This window comes from Pseudomonas sp. DSP3-2-3 (assembly GCF_049898225.1).
GTDB lineage: Bacteria > Pseudomonadota > Gammaproteobacteria > Pseudomonadales > Pseudomonadaceae > Aquipseudomonas.
The window spans coordinates 133,282-151,274 of record NZ_JAFCXH010000006.1 but is presented as its reverse complement, the minus strand read 5'-3'; the positions used below and the strand labels follow the sequence as shown (position 1 = coordinate 151,274).

Annotated in this window: 16 protein-coding genes and 1 other RNA gene; 9 read left to right on the top strand and 8 right to left on the bottom strand. The window is 59.9% G+C overall.

Features of this window, described 5'->3' with window-relative positions; translation table 11 throughout:
• The first annotated feature begins 171 nt into the window (after window positions 1–171).
• Together ligA and ACP7E4_RS09585 are read left to right on the top strand one after the other, a co-directional pair.
• Window positions 172–2,520: an NAD-dependent DNA ligase LigA gene (gene ligA, locus ACP7E4_RS09590; protein ID WP_426113273.1), complete on the top strand. Its 2,349-nt coding sequence runs from the start codon at window positions 172–174 to the stop codon at window positions 2,518–2,520.
• 212 nt (window positions 2,521–2,732) lie between these two features.
• A complete protein-coding gene (locus ACP7E4_RS09585; RefSeq protein WP_426113275.1) occupies window positions 2,733–3,899 on the top strand; it encodes a zinc-binding metallopeptidase family protein in 1,167 nt (388 codons plus the stop codon).
• 124 nt (window positions 3,900–4,023) lie between these two features.
• On the opposite strand, the gene ACP7E4_RS09580 is transcribed toward ACP7E4_RS09585, so the two are convergent.
• Window positions 4,024–4,509, bottom strand: a complete 486-nt coding sequence (locus tag ACP7E4_RS09580) for a GNAT family N-acetyltransferase (protein WP_426113277.1) — start codon at window positions 4,507–4,509, stop codon at window positions 4,024–4,026.
• Between the two features lie 481 nt (window positions 4,510–4,990).
• Between ACP7E4_RS09580 and ffs the strand changes: the two genes are divergently transcribed.
• Both ffs and ACP7E4_RS09570 read left to right on the top strand, forming a co-directional pair.
• An RNA gene (ffs, locus tag ACP7E4_RS09575) (signal recognition particle sRNA small type) lies at window positions 4,991–5,087 on the top strand.
• Window positions 5,088–5,225: 138 nt separating this feature from the next.
• Window positions 5,226–5,765, top strand: coding sequence for a DinB family protein (locus tag ACP7E4_RS09570; RefSeq protein ID WP_426113279.1), 540 nt, complete (start codon window positions 5,226–5,228; stop codon window positions 5,763–5,765).
• A gap of 175 nt (window positions 5,766–5,940) precedes the next feature.
• Here the strand turns inward: ACP7E4_RS09570 and ACP7E4_RS09565 are convergent, their stop codons facing one another.
• The 3 genes from ACP7E4_RS09565 to ACP7E4_RS09555 all read right to left on the bottom strand — a co-directional run bounded on the left by ACP7E4_RS09565 (window position 5,941) and on the right by ACP7E4_RS09555 (window position 9,054).
• Window positions 5,941–6,435, bottom strand: coding sequence for an N-acetylmuramoyl-L-alanine amidase (locus ACP7E4_RS09565; protein WP_426113281.1), 495 nt, complete (start codon window positions 6,433–6,435; stop codon window positions 5,941–5,943).
• A gap of 104 nt (window positions 6,436–6,539) precedes the next feature.
• Window positions 6,540–8,216 carry an acid phosphatase gene (acpA, locus tag ACP7E4_RS09560; protein ID WP_426113283.1) on the bottom strand — a complete coding sequence of 559 codons (1,677 nt, stop codon included), beginning with the start codon at window positions 8,214–8,216 and terminating at the stop codon, window positions 6,540–6,542.
• Window positions 8,217–8,283: 67 nt separating this feature from the next.
• Window positions 8,284–9,054, bottom strand: a complete 771-nt coding sequence (locus ACP7E4_RS09555; protein WP_426113285.1) for a substrate-binding periplasmic protein — start codon at window positions 9,052–9,054, stop codon at window positions 8,284–8,286.
• Window positions 9,055–9,218: 164 nt separating this feature from the next.
• On the opposite strand from ACP7E4_RS09555, the gene dnaX reads away from it, so the two are divergent.
• The 4 genes from dnaX to recR all read left to right on the top strand — a co-directional run bounded on the left by dnaX (window position 9,219) and on the right by recR (window position 13,619).
• Complete coding sequence (gene dnaX, locus ACP7E4_RS09550; protein WP_426113287.1) at window positions 9,219–11,369, top strand: DNA polymerase III subunit gamma/tau; 2,151 nt, start codon at window positions 9,219–9,221, stop codon at window positions 11,367–11,369.
• Window positions 11,370–11,433: 64 nt separating this feature from the next.
• Entirely contained in the window at window positions 11,434–11,760 is a 327-nt protein-coding gene (locus ACP7E4_RS09545) for a YbaB/EbfC family nucleoid-associated protein (protein ID WP_020292807.1), read from the top strand.
• 158 nt (window positions 11,761–11,918) lie between these two features.
• The gene (locus ACP7E4_RS09540) at window positions 11,919–12,953 is read left to right on the top strand and encodes an NADP-dependent oxidoreductase (RefSeq protein ID WP_426113290.1); all 1,035 of its coding nucleotides are present in this window, start codon (window positions 11,919–11,921) and stop codon (window positions 12,951–12,953) included.
• Window positions 12,954–13,016: 63 nt separating this feature from the next.
• Complete coding sequence (gene recR / locus ACP7E4_RS09535; protein ID WP_426113292.1) at window positions 13,017–13,619, top strand: recombination mediator RecR; 603 nt, start codon at window positions 13,017–13,019, stop codon at window positions 13,617–13,619.
• 128 nt (window positions 13,620–13,747) lie between these two features.
• On the opposite strand, the gene ACP7E4_RS09530 is transcribed toward recR, so the two are convergent.
• Both ACP7E4_RS09530 and fnr read right to left on the bottom strand, forming a co-directional pair.
• On the bottom strand, window positions 13,748–14,293 hold the full coding sequence (locus ACP7E4_RS09530; protein ID WP_426113294.1) for an adenine phosphoribosyltransferase: 546 nt from the start codon (window positions 14,291–14,293) through the stop codon (window positions 13,748–13,750).
• A 78-nt stretch (window positions 14,294–14,371) separates the two neighbouring features.
• Window positions 14,372–15,106 carry a fumarate/nitrate reduction transcriptional regulator Fnr gene (fnr, locus tag ACP7E4_RS09525; RefSeq protein WP_426113296.1) on the bottom strand — a complete coding sequence of 245 codons (735 nt, stop codon included), beginning with the start codon at window positions 15,104–15,106 and terminating at the stop codon, window positions 14,372–14,374.
• A gap of 155 nt (window positions 15,107–15,261) precedes the next feature.
• Between fnr and ACP7E4_RS09520 the strand changes: the two genes are divergently transcribed.
• Window positions 15,262–15,741, top strand: coding sequence for a chemotaxis protein (locus ACP7E4_RS09520; RefSeq protein ID WP_426113298.1), 480 nt, complete (start codon window positions 15,262–15,264; stop codon window positions 15,739–15,741).
• 35 nt (window positions 15,742–15,776) lie between these two features.
• Here the strand turns inward: ACP7E4_RS09520 and hemN are convergent, their stop codons facing one another.
• Complete coding sequence (hemN, locus tag ACP7E4_RS09515; RefSeq protein WP_426113300.1) at window positions 15,777–17,159, bottom strand: oxygen-independent coproporphyrinogen III oxidase; 1,383 nt, start codon at window positions 17,157–17,159, stop codon at window positions 15,777–15,779.
• Window positions 17,160–17,232: 73 nt separating this feature from the next.
• A complete protein-coding gene (locus tag ACP7E4_RS09510) occupies window positions 17,233–17,916 on the bottom strand; it encodes a sulfite exporter TauE/SafE family protein (protein WP_426113302.1) in 684 nt (227 codons plus the stop codon).
• Window positions 17,917–17,993: the final 77 nt, after the last annotated feature.

The window sequence follows — 17,993 nt, the reverse complement described above, 5'->3', positions numbered from 1 at the left end:
CTGAGGTGAATCACCTGTGGGAGCGAGCTTGCTCGCGAATGCGGTCCGCCTGACGGACCGTATTGTCTGAACCCATCGCGAGCAAGCTCGGCTCCCACAGGAATTGATGCTTGAGCCGCAACACCATTTGAGCAGCCCAGGCTGCTCTTTTGCTTTTTGAGAGAACACCGAATGAAAGCCGCCGAAACCCGAATCCTGGAACTGCGTGCAGAGCTGGACCAACACAACTACCGCTACCACGTGCTCGACGAGCCGAGCATTCCGGACGTGGAATACGACCGGCTGTTCCACGAGCTCAAGGCCCTGGAAGCGGAGAATCCGCATCTGGTCACCCCGGATTCGCCCACCCAGCGGGTCGGCAGCGCGGCGCTTTCGGCGTTTACTCAAGTGCGTCATGAAGTGCCGATGCTCAGTCTGGGCAACGCCTTCGAAGAAAACGACATGCGCGAGTTCGACCGCCGTGTCACCGAAGGCCTCGATTTGCCTGCAGACAAGCAGTCGGTGCAATACAGCTGCGAGCCGAAGCTCGACGGCCTGGCGGTCAGCCTGTTGTATCGCGACGGCGCGCTGGTGCGTGGCGCAACCCGCGGTGATGGCACCACGGGCGAAGACATCAGCGTCAACGTGCGCACCGTGCGCAATATCCCGCTCAAGTTGCACGGCAGCGGCTGGCCGCAGACGCTTGAAGTGCGCGGCGAAGTGTTCATGTCCAAGGCCGGCTTCGAGCGCCTCAACGCCAGCCAGCTCGAAGTGGGCGGCAAGACGTTCGCCAATCCGCGTAACGCCGCAGCTGGCAGCCTGCGCCAGCTGGATTCGAAGATCACCGCCAATCGCCCGCTGGAATTCTGCGCTTACGGTCTCGGTCAGGTTTCCGAGGAGTTCGCCGACACGCACATCGGTAACCTCAACCAACTGAAAAAATGGGGCATGCCGGTCAGTCGCGAGCTGAAACTGGCCAACGGCATCGATGAATGCCTGGCGTATTACCACGACATCGGCGAGCGTCGCTTGTCGCTGACCTATGAAATCGACGGTGTGGTGTTCAAGGTCAACAGCCTGGCTTCCCAGCGCGAACTGGGTTTTCGCGCCCGTGAGCCGCGCTGGGCCATTGCCCATAAATTCCCGGCCATGGAAGAACTGACTGAACTGCTGGACGTCGAGTTCCAGGTCGGTCGTACCGGCGCGGTCACGCCGGTTGCGCGTCTGAAACCGGTCAAGGTCGCTGGCGTAACCGTCGCCAACGCCACCTTGCACAACATGGACGAAGTCGCGCGTTTGGGCCTGATGATTGGCGACACGGTAATCATTCGCCGTGCTGGCGACGTGATCCCGCAAGTCGTGCAAGTGGTGCTTGAGCGACGCCCGGAAGACGCTCGCGCCGTGGAGATTCCCCAGACCTGCCCGGTGTGCGGTTCCCATGTCGAACGCACGCAGTTGATCAAGCGCAGCAAGGGCAAGGAAACCGTCAGCGAAGGCGCGGTGTATCGCTGCGTGGGTCGTCTGGCCTGCGGCGCGCAGCTCAAGCAGGCGATCATTCACTATGTGTCGCGACGGGCGATGGACATTGAAGGCCTGGGCGACAAGACCATCGAGCAATTGGTCGACGAAAAACTCATCGGTTCCCCGGCGGACCTGTATGGCCTGAAATTCGAGCAGATCGTTGATCTGGAAGGCTTTGCGGAAATCTCCAGCAACAAGCTGCTCAAGGCTATCGAAGACAGCAAGCGCCCGACTCTGGCGCGCTTCATCTACGCGCTGGGCATTCCTGATGTCGGCGAGGAGACCGCCAAGGTGCTGGCGCGTTCGCTGGCGTCGCTGGAGCGAGTCAAGCAGGCGTTGCCGGAAGTCCTGACTTACCTGCCGGATGTCGGCCTGGAAGTGGCGCACGAGATCCATAGCTTTTTCGAAGACGAGCACAACCGCAACGTCATCGACGCGTTGCTGGGTGAGCGCGGCCTGGAGTTGCAGGACCAAGGCGGACTGGGCGCGGAGTTCGCCGCCAGCGCGACCCTCGGCGGCTTGATCGACAAACTGAATATCCCGGCAGTCGGCCCCGGTGCGGCGCAGAAACTGGCTGACAAGTTCGGTTCGCTGCAAGCGGTGATCGAGGCTGACTGGCTGGACATGCGCCAGGCATTGCCCGAGAAACAGGCCAAGGCCGTGCGGGACTTCTTCGACAAGCCGGATAACGCCGCGCGCGGTCTGGCCATCGAAGCGCAGCTCGAAGACTTCGGCATGCATTGGCAGAGCGAGAAGAAGGTCGTTGAAGGCTTGCCGCTGGCCGGGCAGACCTGGGTGCTGACCGGTTCGCTGGAGCTGATGAGCCGTGACATCGCCAAGGAGAAACTCGAAAGCCTCGGCGCGAAAGTCTCCGGCTCGGTTTCCGCCAAGACCCATACGGTAGTCGCCGGGCCGGGTGCCGGGTCGAAGCTGACCAAGGCCAATGAGCTGGGGTTGAAGGTGCTGGATGAAGAGGCGTTTGTGGCTTTCCTTGGCAAGCATGGCATCAAGGCGGATTGAGCGTCGGCGTGACTGCCGGTTCACTCTGTGGAACCGCTTTTCTGTGGGACCGGCTTTAGCCGGGAAGAGGGCGGTGCGTTCAAAGGGGCCTCTGTATCAGGAAAAACGGCTTTCCCGGCTAAAGCCGGTCCCACAGGCCAAGGCTTCGCTAAATCATTGAACCCCCGCAAACGCCGATGATCTAGTGCTTGCACGCCTACAAGGAGATCGTCATGTACCGCTTTTTCGAGCAACTCAGTTCACGCATTGCCGCGCCGTTTGTCAGTGAAACCAAACGCGCCAGCAAGGTCTGGCAGTGCCAGTGCGGGCAGTCGATCTTCTTTCCCAATACCCAGTGCCTGTCCTGTTCCGCAGCGCTGGGCTATTTGCCGGAGCAAGGCCGCCTCAGCGCGCTGGAGCCGGGTCCTGAAGAACGCACCTGGCGCTTGAGCGACGAGCCGGGCGCCGGGCTCTATCGGCGTTGCGCCAACCTCAGCACGCCGGCGGCCTGCAACTGGCTGTTTCCCGAGCACAACGTCGGGGAATTCTGCATCGCGTGCAGCCTTAACCGGACCATCCCTGACCTGTCGATAGCGGAAAACGGCGAACGCTGGTGCAAGGTCGAAACCGCCAAGCGCCGCCTTGTGGCGCAGCTGATCTCGCTGGGCTTGCAGGTCATTCCGAAAAACCGGGACGAAGAGCGCGGCCTGGCCTTTGATTTCGTCGGCGTAGATCTGGAAGGCAAGCTGCCCACCACCGGCCATGCCAATGGCCTGATCACGCTGGATATCAAGGAAGCGGACGACGATCACCGGGAGAAGGTTCGGGTCCAGATGCACGAACCTTATCGGACCTTGCTCGGACATTTCCGACACGAAGTCGGGCATTACTACTGGGATCGCCTGATCGCCGACACGTACTGGCAAGACGGCTTTCGTAACCTGTTCGGCGATGATCGCGCCAGTTATGCCGACGCTCTGGATCAGCACTACCAGCATGGCGCTCCAGCAGACTGGCAGCAGAGCTTTGTCAGTGCCTACGCCACCATGCATCCGTGGGAAGACTGGGCGGAAACCTGGGCGCACTACCTGCACATGATGGATGCGGTCGACACCGCGTTGGGTTTCGGCATGAGTGCTCGCGACATGGATCTGGATTACCAGCCATTCCCGCTGGACACCCTCTACGACCCGCAGCACCCCGGCGGCCCGGTGTTCCTGTCGTTCGTCAATGCCTGGATCGAACTGGCGGGCATGCTTAACGAGCTGTCACGCAGCATGGGGCAACCGGATTTCTATCCGTTCGTTTTGTCACCAACGGTGATTACCAAGCTGCATTTCATCCATCTGGTAATCCAGGATTTTGGCGGCAAGGCGGATGAGGTGTTGCAGGCGCAGTGATTGCTGAAATCTCTGTGTGGGACCGGATTTATCCGGGAAGGCGGTATTTCTGACGACGAAAATGCGCCGACCGTAGCGGCCCTTTCCCGGATAAATCCGGTCCCACAATCCAACAACTTGGCTCCTACAAGGTCAGCACCAAACGTCGCTCATACCCGATCCGGCCTTTGTAGGCTTCGCCGGTATCGATCCAGCCCTGGCCGAGATACAGATTCAGCGCGGGCAGATTATCGGCGTCTACCGAGAGCATTATTTGCTGGATATCCGGCCACTTCGCTCGAACGGCGTCCGGCAGGCCTCGCAGAAAGACCTTGCCCAGCCCTTTACCTTGAACGCGTCGATCAATCTGCAGCGCGTGCAGCGTAGCCGAACCCTGAGTCGCCCAGGCCGGTAGAAACTCCCCGCGTTTGAGCATGAAGAATCCCACCGGTTGGTCATCCTCCAGCAGGACGAATCCCTCAATATCAGCCGTCGAGCGGACCAGCAGCGTATTCAACGCGCAGTAAATATCGCCCGAGTACGGAATCTGCTCGGGCAAGATCTCCAGCAGATCGAGCTGCTTTCGCTGAGCTTCGGTCAGCGTTTGATAACTCACAACCTGATTTTTCATCACTGATTAAACGCACCGTCTGACAGGAAATGTAGGCGGTGCGCAGTATGGCAATTAGTGGAAAGGCCCGCTCAGGTTAAACTGATCTCTCTTTGCTAGTGAGGCTGCCGAAATCTCACTTCCACATGAGTGGGTGGCAGCTGTGCGCGGGTGTGGAAGACCGGTCAAAGAGCAATCCGGCGCACCCGAAGGTGCCCCAGCGCACAGCCGCCATAGCGCAGCCATCGGACGCCTTAACATATTCCGATGATTGGTATGACCTCTGTACTCTTCGAACAGCCGGGCTTCCACACCCCATCGCTGATAAGCAGCGACGGCGCGACTATAAAGCTTCGATTGCGCTGCCCGCAACCCGTCCAGCCCCCGTCACACAAGTGCTTGAGCCCTATCGAGTTTTTTATCCGGGTAACGGGTTGTAACTTCGTGTGAGACCGGTACAATGGCGCGGCTTGCCGACAGGCGAGCGTCGTTATGGTGACCCCATCGGTCCCCCCGCAACGATTACCCGTGAACCTGGTCAGATCCGGAAGGAAGCAGCCACAGCGGGAACATTGTGTGCCGGGGTGTGGCTGGTGGGGTTGCCTCCATAACGCCCCTTCGCAACACCCGAATCCTCTCGTTGTATCCCCGCTAGTCACTTTCGGCAATACCATGGACAGTTTCGTCCAGACCCTCTAGCGTCCCGCATAAAGCTACTTTGCCATGGGAATTGTGCCGTGAACCGAATCCAACATTTGCAGCTGATGGCCGACTACAACCGCTGGATGAACGACAAGGTTTATCAGGCTGCGGCTGGGCTTTCCTGCGACGAGCTGCGCGCTGACCGCAAAGCATTTTTCGGTTCGATCCTTGGCACGCTGAATCATCTGATCGTCGCCGATACCCTCTGGCTCAAACGCTTTGCCCGCCATCCGGCCGGTCACCCGAGCCTCGCGCCGATCAAGCATCTGGAAGACCCGCAGGCGCTGAATCAGTTGCTGTTTGTCGAGCTGGATGCACTGCTGGCCCGGCGGCAGTTGCTGGATCAGGTGATTACCGAATGGACCGCTGCACTGACCGAAGCAGATCTGGACACGGTCATGGCGTACAGCAACACAACCGGGATCAAGGCCGAGCGTAATTACTACGGTCTGCTGATCCACTTTTTCAATCACCAGACGCACCATCGCGGGCAGGCAACAACGCTGCTCACGCAAGCAGGCGTCGATGTCGGGTCCACGGATTTGCTGGCCCTTGTCCCCAATTCCGTGGCCTGAAATAGCGTCCCGTTGGAGTAGGGCTTTTGTGGGAGAGGACTTGCCCTCGATAGCAGTGGTTCAGGCACATCGCGGTTGTCCGGTAGGACCGGACTTGTCCGGGAGGCGTGATCGAGGACAAGTCCTCTCCCACAGGGACTGGCATAACCAGACATCAGACTCTGCAACAAAGCATCTACAGATCCTTGAACGACTGCCCCACATCAAACGACGGACACGCCTTGATGAACTCGTTCGGGGTGATTTTGCCGTCGCCGTTCTTGTCGGGTGACAGGTCGCGATGGCCAAGAATCCGCGCCTGCGGATAACCCTTTTTGAGCCTGCGCAGCAGCGCCTCAAGTGTGACGAATTGGGTCGGGGTGAAGTTGTTCTCGGGCTTGTTGTTGGTATCCACGCCGCCTGCCAGACAAATGCCGATGGAGTTGCTGTTGTGCCCGCGTACATGGGCACCGATGGCGCTTTGCGGGCGGCCGGTTTCCAGTTCGCCGTTGCGGCGGATAACGTAGTGGTAACCCACCGTGTCGAAGCCGCGCTGGATATGCCATTGAGTGATTTCGCGCACGCCGATATCGGCTGTGGCTTTGGTCGCGGAGCAGTGGACGACGATCAGGTCGGTACTGTCGCGATCCTTGAAAGTCGGGGTCGGATTAGTTGCTGTTGCCGGGTTCATGCCTGCATTCCTTGCAAGGTTATTGGAACCTTGTAAGGAATACGCTTGAGGCTTGGGGCACAAGTCGGCTGCCTGCCTCGGCAGCCGACAGAGTTGTCAGCTAGTTATGTGGGAAATTGCAGCGCGTTGGTCAGATCGCCCATCGGCGCCTGGCCGCGCGCGATCATCGCGTTGTCCCGCTCCTGGAGGCCGTTGAGTTTTTCCAGGCCGTGAACGCGCGTAATCAGACGCAGGATCGAGGCGGTGTCGTACACCGTGTGATCCACCGTGCCTTTGCGGGCGAACGGCGAAACCACCAGCGCCGGCACGCGGGAACCCGGTCCCCAGCGGTCGCCTTGGGGCGGCGCGACATGGTCCCACCAGCCGCCGTTTTCATCCACGGTGATGACGATCACCATGTTTTCCCATTGCGGGCTGTTGCGCAGTACCTTGATGACGCGGTCGATGTGGCGATCTCCGGCGGCGATGTCGGCGTAACCGGCGTGCATGTTCAGATTGCCCTGCGGCTTGTAGAACGTGACCGCCGGCAATTTTCCGGCCTCGGCGTCGGCGAGGAATTTATTGCTGCGTGATTCATCTCCAAGCCCGCCATCGCGCAAGCGCTTTTTGCGCTCGGCCGGGTTTTGCGGGCCTTGCTGAACGAAATAATTGAACGGCTGGTGGTGATACTGAAAGTTGGGAATCTTCGGGATGCCGGTGGAATCCTTGAACTGATCGAGGGTGACTTGCCAGGCACCGGCGTACCACGCCCAATCGACGTTTTTCCGACTCAGTTTGTCGCCGATGTGTTCGTGGCTCTGTGGCACCAGCACGTTGGGCAGGTCCGGCTTGGAGTAGTCCGGTTTTTCCGGATCGCGCAGCCAGGTTGGCCAGTACGGCGGAGCCAGGGTATTAACCCCATAGCCGTCCGGTGTCAGCGCGCTGGGGCCGAATTGCGGCGGCCCGGTCATGGCACTGGCGGGGGATTTTTCCAGCGGTTTGAGCCGTGTGTCACGGGGGTTGTCGCTTTCCAGCGCCGCGATCTGCGATTTCGCCGCCGAGGTTGCAGCGTTCGGGTAGAACGGCGCGGTGGCGGCAATCAAGTAGTGGTGGTTGAGGAACGAACCGCCGAAAGCACCCTGAAAGAAGTTGTCGCACAGCACGAATTCCTTGGCGACATCCCACAGGCGCAACGAATATTGGCTTTGCGCGTAGTGGCCCATGGTCAAACCGCCCGCATCGGCCCAGGCGACGAAGCGGTCATTTTTGCCGCCGTTGATTTGCATCTGGTTCTGATAGAACACATGCCACAAATCTCTGGTCACCAGGCCGAACGGCAAATCCTCGCCATCCAGCCCTTTGAGCGGGTAGGGCGCATTGGGCAGGTTTTCCTGGAATTGGCCGCCAACCGGGTAGGTGACGCCATCGACGGTCTGCGGCCCGACCTGCAACACGCCGCCCCAGGCGGGCGGCAGGCTTTGCAGCAGCGAGCCGTCGCGGTCGCGTTGCTGATAGTCCTCGGGTTTGAGCGCGGACAGCGGCTTTTCCACCCCCGGAAAATTGCCAAACAGATTGTTGAAGCTGCGATTCTCGGCGTAGATCACCACCACGGTTTTCACGTTGTCGCTCAACGCCTTGTCCAGCGCCGCGCCGCTAAGCGGGGCCAGCGTCGGTGCAGTCACATGCTCATCGGCTTTTACATAGCTGCCAAGCGTTGCGCTTGCGCCCAACACGGCTACGCCGCCGAGGAAGCGCCGTCTGCTGACGTCGGGTTGGTTGTTGTCGTCCGGGTGGTCGCTCATGCTGATGCGTGCTCGCTGCTAAATTGTTGCAGGATGTTTCGCAGGAGCCTAGCGGGGCTTTATGACGTTATTGCGACAGCGAAGCGCCCGCTCTGGGCCGGGGCGCGGCGTATTTATCGATAATCCTTTGCAGCTCGCCGGATACCGACATGCGTACCAGCACGCGCAATAGCGGTTGCACCGGGATGTCGGGATCGTTACGCACGATGCAACCCACCGGTTGTTCGGTGAGGTGAGCCACGGTGCGCAGCGGTGGGTTGCCGGGATGGATGCGGTTGTACCAGTCCAGCGCCAGTTGACTCGCCACTGCATACTGATAGCGTCCGACGGCAAGTTTCTTCAGGACCTGATCCTGATTGCGGGCATCTTCGCGGATCAGTTGTTGCCGGTCGAAGAAGGGCTGCAGCACCGGATAGCGATAACCCAGGACTGTACCAATCACTTGGCGTGGAGCCAGCTGCGCGGGACCGGTGATGCTGCGGTCTTGGTTCGCGGCCACCAGTACGTCACGCTGAATCAGGATCGGCACGCTCCAGGTGTAATCCCCCGAAAGCCCCGGCGTCCAGGCTTGCGTCGCGTAGCAGCGAACATTGACCTCGCCGCGCTCCAGCGCTGCCTGAATGCGCAGCCGGGGTAGCACGTGATATTCGGCACGGCGCCCCACCTGCGCTGCGAGGCTCTGCATGATGTCGAAAAGAATGCCGTCGTTGGGCTGATTATTGACGATGTTCACCAACGGCATTGACCAGCTATCGGCGATAGAAAAGCGCAGGGGCGTCTCAGCGGCGAAGCTGGAACCGGAAATCACCAGCAAAACGCTCAAGAGCAGGTCGCGCATGAAGCCCTCAGGGTGAGCAATATGAGGCTGATGATAAGAGCCTTATCGGCTGAAGTGACATTCATTTGAATGGCAAAGACAGATTAGAAATGACACCAGATGCAATTTTGCCCCTGCTCCGCTAGCATTAGCGGTCTTCCGCTTCCCAGATGCGACGGTTTTCGATGAGTTATCAGGTTCTTGCACGTAAATGGCGTCCGCGCTCGTTTCGCGAAATGGTCGGCCAGACTCATGTGTTGAAGGCCCTGATCAATGCGCTGGACAGTCAGCGGCTGCACCACGCCTATCTGTTCACCGGCACGCGCGGAGTGGGTAAAACCACCATAGCGCGGATTATTGCCAAATGCCTGAATTGCGAAACCGGCATCACCTCGACGCCGTGTGGCACCTGTTCGGTGTGCCGGGAAATTGATGAGGGGCGTTTTGTCGACCTGATCGAGATCGACGCCGCGAGCCGTACCAAGGTTGAGGACACCCGCGAACTGCTGGACAACGTGCAGTACGCGCCGAGTCGCGGACGCTTCAAGGTCTACCTGATCGATGAAGTGCACATGCTCTCCAGTCACTCGTTCAACGCGCTGCTCAAGACCCTTGAAGAGCCGCCGCCGTACGTCAAATTCATTCTGGCGACCACCGACCCGCAAAAGCTGCCGGCGACCATTCTGTCGCGCTGCCTGCAGTTCTCGCTGAAGAACATGACCCCTGAACGCGTGGTCGAGCATCTGACTCACGTGCTCAGCGTGGAAAACGTACCGTTTGAAGACGATGCACTCTGGCTGCTGGGGCGCGCCGCCGATGGTTCGATGCGCGATGCCATGAGCCTGACCGATCAGGCGATTGCGTTCGGTGAAGGCAAAGTCATGGCCACCGACGTGCGCGCCATGCTCGGTACCCTGGACCATGGTCAGGTGTTCGACGTCTTGACCGCATTGATCGACGGCGACGCGCGCAGTTTGCTGGAGGCGGTACGCCATCTCTCCGAGCAGGGCCCGGACTGGAATGGCGTGCTCTCGGAAATCCTCAATGTGTTGCACCGCGTCGCCATCGCTCAGGCATTGCCGGAAGCGATCGATAACGGTCACGGCGATCGCGATCGCGTGTTGGCGCTGGCCCAGGCGCTGCCCGCCGAAGATGTGCAGTTTTATTACCAAATGGGTTTGATCGGCCGTCGCGATCTGCCTTTGGCGCCTGATCCACGCGGCGGCTTTGAAATGGTCCTGCTGCGCATGCTGGCCTTCCGGCCGGCGGACAGCACGGATGCGCCGAGTCAGCCGTTAAAGTCAGTGGGGATCAATCAGGCCACAGTTGATTCCCGACCAACAGTGGCCGGTGCGGCAGTTGTCGCACCGGTAATAACCGCTTCTGCTGCCGTTCAGCCAGTGCCTGTGCCTGAGCCTGTGGTTGCAAAGCCAGCTCCAGCAGTGATCGAAGCTGCGCCCGCGCCAGAAGTTGATCTGCCGTGGAACGAGCCCAAGGCATCGCCTCCAGCGGTAGAGCTGGCGGCGGAGATTCAGGCCGACCCGGAAGCCGAGCCGGTCCCCGTTCAGGAATCGGTTCCGGAACCGATGCTCGATACCGTGGCCGAGCAGCCCGAGCTGACGCCGATGCCGACTCCGGCACCCGCAACGCCGGTGCCTGATGCGCCTGAACTTGAAACAGCGCTGCCAGAAATCGCCGCCGAGTACGGCCCGGCCGTTTTGGAAGCGCCGGTCATGCTGGAACCCATCGGCGATCACGCTTACGTGCCAGCGCCCATGGACCGCGACGACGAACCACCGGCGGATGACGATTATGTCGAGCCGGATGTGGATATCGATCCGGCGTCCTACAGTTATCTCGATGAACTGGCGCACGAAAGTGTCGCCGAAGAGGTCGAAGCAGAACCCGCTCCGGCATTGATGCCGGCAACCGGTCTGGCGCTGGAATGGCTGCAGATGTTCCTCAAGCTGCCGATTTCGGGCATGACCGGCAGCATCGCCGCCAACTGTACGTTGATCGCGATGGACGGTGACGACTGGCTGCTGCATCTGGACCCGGCGCACAGCGCGCTGTACAACCCGACTCAGCATCGTCGTCTGAACGACGCGTTGAATCAGTACAGCGGCCGGACCATCAACTTGCGTGTCGAGTTGATCAAGCCTGAGCAGGAAACCCCGGCGCAGGCCGCTTCCCGGCTGCGTGGCGAGCGTCAACGGCAGGCCGAGGCGTCGATCCACGGTGATCCGTTCATCCAGCAGATGCTGCAACAGTTTGGCGCGGTGATCCGGGAGGATACGATTAAACCTGTAGATGCCCCGGTGGCTCAGACTCTTTAACAGACGGCGCGGTGCACACATGTGCCGCGTCAGATAACTACATCGATTTGCGAGGAGATATCCCATGATGAAAGGTGGCATGGCCGGCCTGATGAAGCAGGCACAGCAGATGCAGGAAAAAATGGCCAAGATGCAGGAAGAACTGGCCAACGCCGAAGTGACCGGCCAATCAGGCGCAGGCCTGGTAAGCGTGGTGATGACCGGTCGTCATGACGTCAAGCGCATCAATCTGGATGACAGCCTGATGCAGGAAGACAAGGAAGTGCTGGAAGATCTGATCGCCGCCGCTGTCAACGACGCGGTGCGCAAGATCGAACAGGCCAGCCAGGAAAAAACCGCGGGCATGACCGCAGGCATGCAATTGCCGCCGGGCATGAAACTGCCGTTCTGATCGAACGCAACGTGTCGAAAATGCCAGGCCAAGTGCCTGGCATTTTTGTTTTTGCGCGACCTGCAACGGGTTTGGGCAGGTCAATCCGACCGAACGCGCGCCCTGCATGACGGTCTGCTCTGCATACCCGTGGAAATCATCACCAAGGAGTCCCTGCGATGACCCAAGAATTAATCCTCAACCAGCGCATCGTTCTGGCCTCGCGTCCGAACGGCGCGCCAACCCCGGAAAACTTTCGTCTTGAGCGCGAAGCATTGCCGGATCTGGAAGACGGTCAGGTGCAACTGCGCACGCTGTATCTGTCACTTGATCCGTACATGCGCGGGCGCATGAGCGACGCGCCGTCCTATGCTGATCCGGTCGAAATCGACGCCGTGATGGAAGGTGGCGCGGTGAGCATCGTCGAGCAGTCACGCAATCCGAACTTCAAGCCGGGCGACCTGGTGGTCGGTCAGACCGGCTGGCAGACTCACAGCATCAGCGACGGCACACTGCTGCAACCGGTGCCCAAAGGCCTGCCCAGCGAATCGATGGCGGTGGGCGTGCTGGGCATGCCCGGCATGACCGCGTATATGGGGCTGATGGACATCGGCAAGCCCAAAGCCGGGGAAACCCTGGTGGTGGCAGCGGCATCCGGTGCAGTGGGTTCGGTGGTGGGGCAGGTGGCCAAACTGCAGGGCTTGCGGGTCGTCGGTATCGCGGGCGGTGCCGACAAGTGCCGCTATGTCGTCGATGAGCTGGGTTTCGATGCCTGTATCGACCACAAAGGCGAGAATTTTGCTGAAGAACTCAAGCAGGCCTGTGGCAGTGGCATTGATATCTACTTCGAGCTGGTCGGCGGCAAAGTCTTTGATGCCGTATTGCCGTTGCTCAATCCGCGAGCGCGCATTCCGCTCTGTGGCGTGATTGCCCAGTACAACGCGCAAGGTGTTGCAGAAGGCGAGAACAAGCTGCCGTTGCTGATGCGTACGTTGCTGACCAAGCGCGCTCTGGTGCAGGGTTTTATTGTCTATGAGGCGTACGGCCATCGCCGTGACGAGTTCATTAGCGAAATGCTGCCGCTGGTGACCGACGGCAAGGTGAAGTTCCGCGAGGACGTGGTGGAAGGTCTGGAGCAGGCCCCGGAAGCCTTCATCGGTTTGCTCGAAGGTCGCAACTTCGGCAAGTTGGTGATCAAGGTTTCCAACGCGTGAATTGACGCTGCCTACAGGGCGCGGGTATAAACCGCGTCTTGTGTTTTTGTCGGACCTTTCTCCATGAGCTTCAGCCCACTGATTCGCCAGTTGATCGACGCCTTGCGCACCTTGCCGGGTGTCGGCCAGAAGACCGCGCAACGCATGGCGCTGCAACTGCTTGAGCGCGACCGCAGCGGCGGCTCACGTCTGGCGCTGGCATTGAGCCAGGCGATGGAAGGCGTCGGCCATTGCCGGTTGTGCCGTACGCTCACCGAAGACGACCTTTGCCCGCAATGCGCGGATGTGCGACGCGACGATACGCTGCTCTGCGTGGTCGAAGGCCCGATGGATGTGTATGCGGTGGAGCAGACCGGCTATCGCGGACGCTATTTCGTGCTCAAAGGCCACCTTTCGCCTCTCGACGGCCTGGGGCCGGAAGCCATTGGCATTCCGCAACTGCTGACGCGCATCACCGAACAAGGCACCTTCACCGAGATCATTCTGGCCACCAACCCCACGGTGGAAGGCGAAGCCACGGCGCATTACATCGCGCAGTTGCTGGCCAACAAAGGCCTGATCACCTCACGCATCGCCCACGGCGTACCGCTGGGTGGCGAACTGGAGCTGGTGGACGGCGGGACGTTGGCGCATTCGTTTGCGGGGCGTAAGCCGATCGCATTGTAATTCGGGCACAGTGATTGATACCTGTGGGAGCAAGCTTGCTTGCGAAGGCGGTTTTCAACACAAAATGGAGACCGGATTTAAACACCTCTTCGCGAGCAAGCTCGCTCCCACAGTGCGCAGTTGGTGAATTACTCCGTCAACCCGAACTCGGTCAGGCAAAACGTCGGGATCTGCATGGCTTGCAGGCGCTGCGAGCCGCCCAGTTCCGGCAAGTCGATAATCGCTGCGGCTTCATGGATCTTGGCGCCCATGCGGCGGATCAGGTTGGCTGCTGCTATCAAGGTGCCGCCCGTCGCGATCAGGTCATCGAACATCACCACTGAATCGCCTTCACACAGGCTGTCGGCGTGAACTTCCAGGTACGACTGGCCATATTCGGTCTGGTACGCTTCGGACAACACGTCAGCAGGCAGCTTGCCCTGCTTGCGGAACAGGATCAGCGGTTTGTTCAGCTCATAGGCGATGATCGAGCCAATCAGAAAGCCCCGGGCGTCCATTGCGCCGATGTGCGTGAAGTCGGCGTCGATGTAGCGCTGGACGAAACTGTCCATGATCAGGCGCGTGGCTTTGGGCGACTGGAACAGCGGGGTGATGTCCCGGAAGATGACGCCTGGCTTGGGGAAGTCCACAACTGGGCGGATCAGGGATTTGAAGCAGAATGGGTCGACAGTCATAGAAGGTGATCCAGGGCAGGGGTGAATAGCGCACCTAGTCTATAGCCGCCCGCTCTGGATCGCACTCTCACAGTCTGTTCAGCTTTCGATAGCGCCGCCAGCCAGTGCGCACAGCTGGATAGGATCCAGAATCTGGATTTCCTTGCCTTCGGCTGCAATCAGCTCGTTTTGCTGGAAGCGCGTGAACACCCGCGACACGGTTTCCACCGCCAGGCCAAGGTGATTGCCAATTTCGTTACGCGACATGCTCAGGCGGAACTGGTTGGCCGAGAAACCCCGTGCGCGGAAGCGGGCGGACAGGTTGACGAGGAAAGTCGCGATGCGTTCATCGGCGGTTTTCTTCGACAACAGCAGCATCATTTGCTGGTCGTCGCGAATCTCCCGACTCATGACCCGCATCAACTGGCGACGCAGCTGCGGCAATTGCACCGACAGCTCATCCAGGCGTTCGAACGGAATTTCACAGACTGAGGTGGTTTCCAGGGCTTGCGCCGATACCGGGTAAGCCTCTGAGTCCATGCCGGACATGCCCACCAGTTCGCTGGGCAGATGGAAACCGGTCAGTTGTTCTTCGCCGCTGTCGCTGATGTTGAACGTCTTCAGCGCGCCGGAACGTACAGCGTATACCGAGACAAAGGTATCGCCCTGACGGAACAGGAATTCACCTTTTTTCAGCGGGCGGCCACGCTTGACGATTTGGTCAAGCGCATCCATGTCTTCGAGGTTCAAGGAAAGTGGCAGGCAAAGGGGAGCCAGGCTGCAATCCTTGCAGTGAGCCTGGGTATGAGCACGCAACTTGACTGGCTCGGACATTGGTTTAATCCTTGTGGGAAAACACACATAAGTCGTAAGGGTAACTCACCTGTAACGATTCCGGCCAGCACCATTAAACATACCCGGCATCAAGCTTTGGCGAATCGGGCCGATAGTTCTGGGATCATCGGCTTTCTGATCAGGGGTTTTCACTCATGTGGTCACCAACATTAACAGCCATCAGTAACGCGTTTATCAGCGCCAACAAGCCTGCGAAAACCAGCTCCAGCGAACCGGCTGCCGACGACTCGGCAACCCGTCCGACCAAAACCAGCGACAGTGTGCAAGTCACCTTGTCCGCTGCGGGTCAGGCCCGGGCCGCGCTGGCGCGTTCCACCAATCCCGACATTGCCCAAAGCGGCCTGCCGGATTCGGTGCAGAAAATCCTGACCTCCGTGCGCGAATCCCAGAAAGGCATGGACCGGCTGGAGAAGGAGTTGCAGGCGGCGATGAAGGACAAGTACCTGACTCCAGAAATGCGCCAGGCCAAAGTCTCGGCACTGCAAACCGTATCGGCGATTTATCAGCGTCAGATCAGCAACACCACGTCGGATCTGTCAGCGGTCATGAGCAAACTCAAGCTCGGTTCGGCTGACAAAATGAAAGCCAGCATGCTGGTCATGGCCAAGATGTAGCGCCGCGCCTGCTACCAGAAATTGCAGGCATCCGCTCAGATCACCCGTGAAAAGCGCTGGCGATTCTGCTGGGAAAGATGTGCGTCAAACACCATGCACACTGACCTGACCAACAAACGCCCGGCAGGCAAGACACGAATGCCGGCGGCATCCAGCTCGATCATGCCGTCAGTGGCCATCTTCGCCAACTCGGGCCACAGCTCGCTGAAGTAAGCGCGAAAATCAATCTCGAATTCGGTTTCAATATTGGCGAAGTCCAGGCTGAAATGGCAGATCAACTGCTGAATCACCGCCCGGCGCACGCGATCGTCTTCAGTGCAGATCAGGCCACGCTTGGTCGCCAGTTGATCGCTGGCCAACAGGTTCTGGTAATCGTTGAGGTCGCTGCTGTTCTGGCTGTACAGATCACCGATCTGACTGATGGCGGAAACCCCCAGGCCAATCAGGTCGCAATGGCCATGAGTGGTGTAACCCTGGAAGTTGCGTTGCAGGGTCAATTCTTCCTGGGCCACGGCCAGCTCGTCATCGGGCAGGGCAAAGTGGTCCATGCCGACGTACCGGTAACCGGCCTTCGTCAGTTGCTCGATGGTATGCTCAAGCATCAGCAGCTTGTTTTCCGGTGACGGCAGGTCGGCGGCTTCGATACGGCGCTGCGGCATGAAGCGTTCCGGCAAGTGCGCGTAGTTGAATACCGATAGCCGGTCCGGTAGCAGCGCGATGACTTCGTCGACGGTGTGGGCGAAGGCATCGGGAGTTTGCTTGGGCAAGCCGTAGATCAGGTCGATATTCACCGAACGAAATTGCAGGGTGCGCGCCGCTTCGATGATGGCCTGGGTTTCTTCCAGGCTCTGCAAGCGATTGACCGCGCGTTGCACTTGCGGATCAAGGTCTTGCAGGCCAAGGCTGACCCGGTTGAAACCGAGCTCGCGCAACAGGCCCATGGTCGACCAGTCGGCCTCCCGTGGGTCGATCTCGATGCCATAGTCGCCTGAGTCATCGTCAAGCAGATTGAAATGCTGACGCAGTTGGGCCATCAACTGGCGTAACTCGTCATGACTGAGGAACGTTGGCGTGCCACCGCCGAAGTGCAGTTGCTCCACCACCTGGCCTGGGTCCAGATGGCAGGCGATCATCTGGATCTCATGCTCAAGGCGTTGCATGTAGGCCTGAGCTCGTCCGCGATCCTTGGTGATGACTTTGTTGCAGGCGCAGTAATAACAAATGTTCGCGCAGAACGGGATGTGGACATAGAGCGACAAGGGGCGCATGGCTTTGCGGCTGTCGCGCAGGGCGTGGAGCAGGTCGAACGCCCCAATCTGTGATTGAAATTGCACGGCGGTGGGGTAGGACGTGTAGCGCGGCCCCGCCAGGTCGTAGCGGCGTATCAGATCAGAATCCCATTGAATTGCGTCGAGCATGCGGGCGTTCCCCGGATAGACTGGCAGTGCCGGTCAGTCTAGGGAGCGCAATCGAATCGGGTCTTGATGTGGGTCAATGCCCCATCAGCCAATGTTGGTGCGGGCCGGGCAAGGTCCAGATCCCGAACACAATCACCAGCAGACCGCCCGCCATCCGCACTCCGCGCTTGCGCAGCAAGGCGGTCATTCGCTCGGCCGCCAGGCCAGTCGCCAGCAGCACCGGCCAGGTTCCCAAGCCGAATGCCAGCATCAACAGCGCACTGTCCAGCGCATTGCCCTGGCTGGCCGACCACAACAGCGTGCTGTAGACCAACCCGCACGGCAGCCAGCCCCAGAGTGCGCCCAGCAACATGGCCCTGGGCAGGCTCGACACGGGCAGCAGTTTGCTCGCAACCGGCTGAATGTGGCGCCACAGGCCGCGACCGAGGCTTTCGATGCGCGTCAGGCCACTCCACCACCCGGCGAGGTACAAACCCATGGCAATCAACAGCAGCGCGGCAATGACCCGCAGCACCATGGCCGCCGGACTGTTGGCCACCGCCCAACCGGCCATGCCGATCAGCAGCCCGGCGGTGGCGTAACTGAGGATGCGGCCCAGGTTGTAGGCCAGCAGCAGCTGAAAGCGTCGACTGCGTTGTTCCTTGGGAATCGCCAGGGTCAGCGCGCCCATCAGGCCGCCACACATGCCCAGGCAATGCCCACCGCCCAGCAGACCGAGGATGACGGCCGAGATGAGGAGCGGGGCGAGGTCAGTCATGCGGGGGCAAAGTCAGTTAAACCCGTTGGAGCGAGGCTTGCCCGCGAAGAGGCCAGTACATTCAATGCAGGTACGTG

Coding starts and splice junctions, on each gene's coding strand:
- ACP7E4_RS09545 (WP_020292807.1), top strand. CDS start 11,434: ATGATGAAAGGTGGCATGGCCGGCCTGATGAAGCAGGCACAGCAGATG.
- dnaX (WP_426113287.1), top strand. CDS start 9,219: ATGAGTTATCAGGTTCTTGCACGTAAATGGCGTCCGCGCTCGTTTCGC.
- ACP7E4_RS09580 (WP_426113277.1), bottom strand. CDS start 4,509: ATGAAAAATCAGGTTGTGAGTTATCAAACGCTGACCGAAGCTCAGCGA.
- recR (WP_426113292.1), top strand. CDS start 13,017: ATGAGCTTCAGCCCACTGATTCGCCAGTTGATCGACGCCTTGCGCACC.
- ACP7E4_RS09530 (WP_426113294.1), bottom strand. CDS start 14,293: ATGACTGTCGACCCATTCTGCTTCAAATCCCTGATCCGCCCAGTTGTG.
- ACP7E4_RS09510 (WP_426113302.1), bottom strand. CDS start 17,916: ATGACTGACCTCGCCCCGCTCCTCATCTCGGCCGTCATCCTCGGTCTG.
- hemN (WP_426113300.1), bottom strand. CDS start 17,159: ATGCTCGACGCAATTCAATGGGATTCTGATCTGATACGCCGCTACGAC.
- acpA (WP_426113283.1), bottom strand. CDS start 8,216: ATGAGCGACCACCCGGACGACAACAACCAACCCGACGTCAGCAGACGG.
- ACP7E4_RS09585 (WP_426113275.1), top strand. CDS start 2,733: ATGTACCGCTTTTTCGAGCAACTCAGTTCACGCATTGCCGCGCCGTTT.
- ACP7E4_RS09540 (WP_426113290.1), top strand. CDS start 11,919: ATGACCCAAGAATTAATCCTCAACCAGCGCATCGTTCTGGCCTCGCGT.
- ACP7E4_RS09555 (WP_426113285.1), bottom strand. CDS start 9,054: ATGCGCGACCTGCTCTTGAGCGTTTTGCTGGTGATTTCCGGTTCCAGC.
- ACP7E4_RS09520 (WP_426113298.1), top strand. CDS start 15,262: ATGTGGTCACCAACATTAACAGCCATCAGTAACGCGTTTATCAGCGCC.
- fnr (WP_426113296.1), bottom strand. CDS start 15,106: ATGTCCGAGCCAGTCAAGTTGCGTGCTCATACCCAGGCTCACTGCAAG.
- ligA (WP_426113273.1), top strand. CDS start 172: ATGAAAGCCGCCGAAACCCGAATCCTGGAACTGCGTGCAGAGCTGGAC.
- ACP7E4_RS09565 (WP_426113281.1), bottom strand. CDS start 6,435: ATGAACCCGGCAACAGCAACTAATCCGACCCCGACTTTCAAGGATCGC.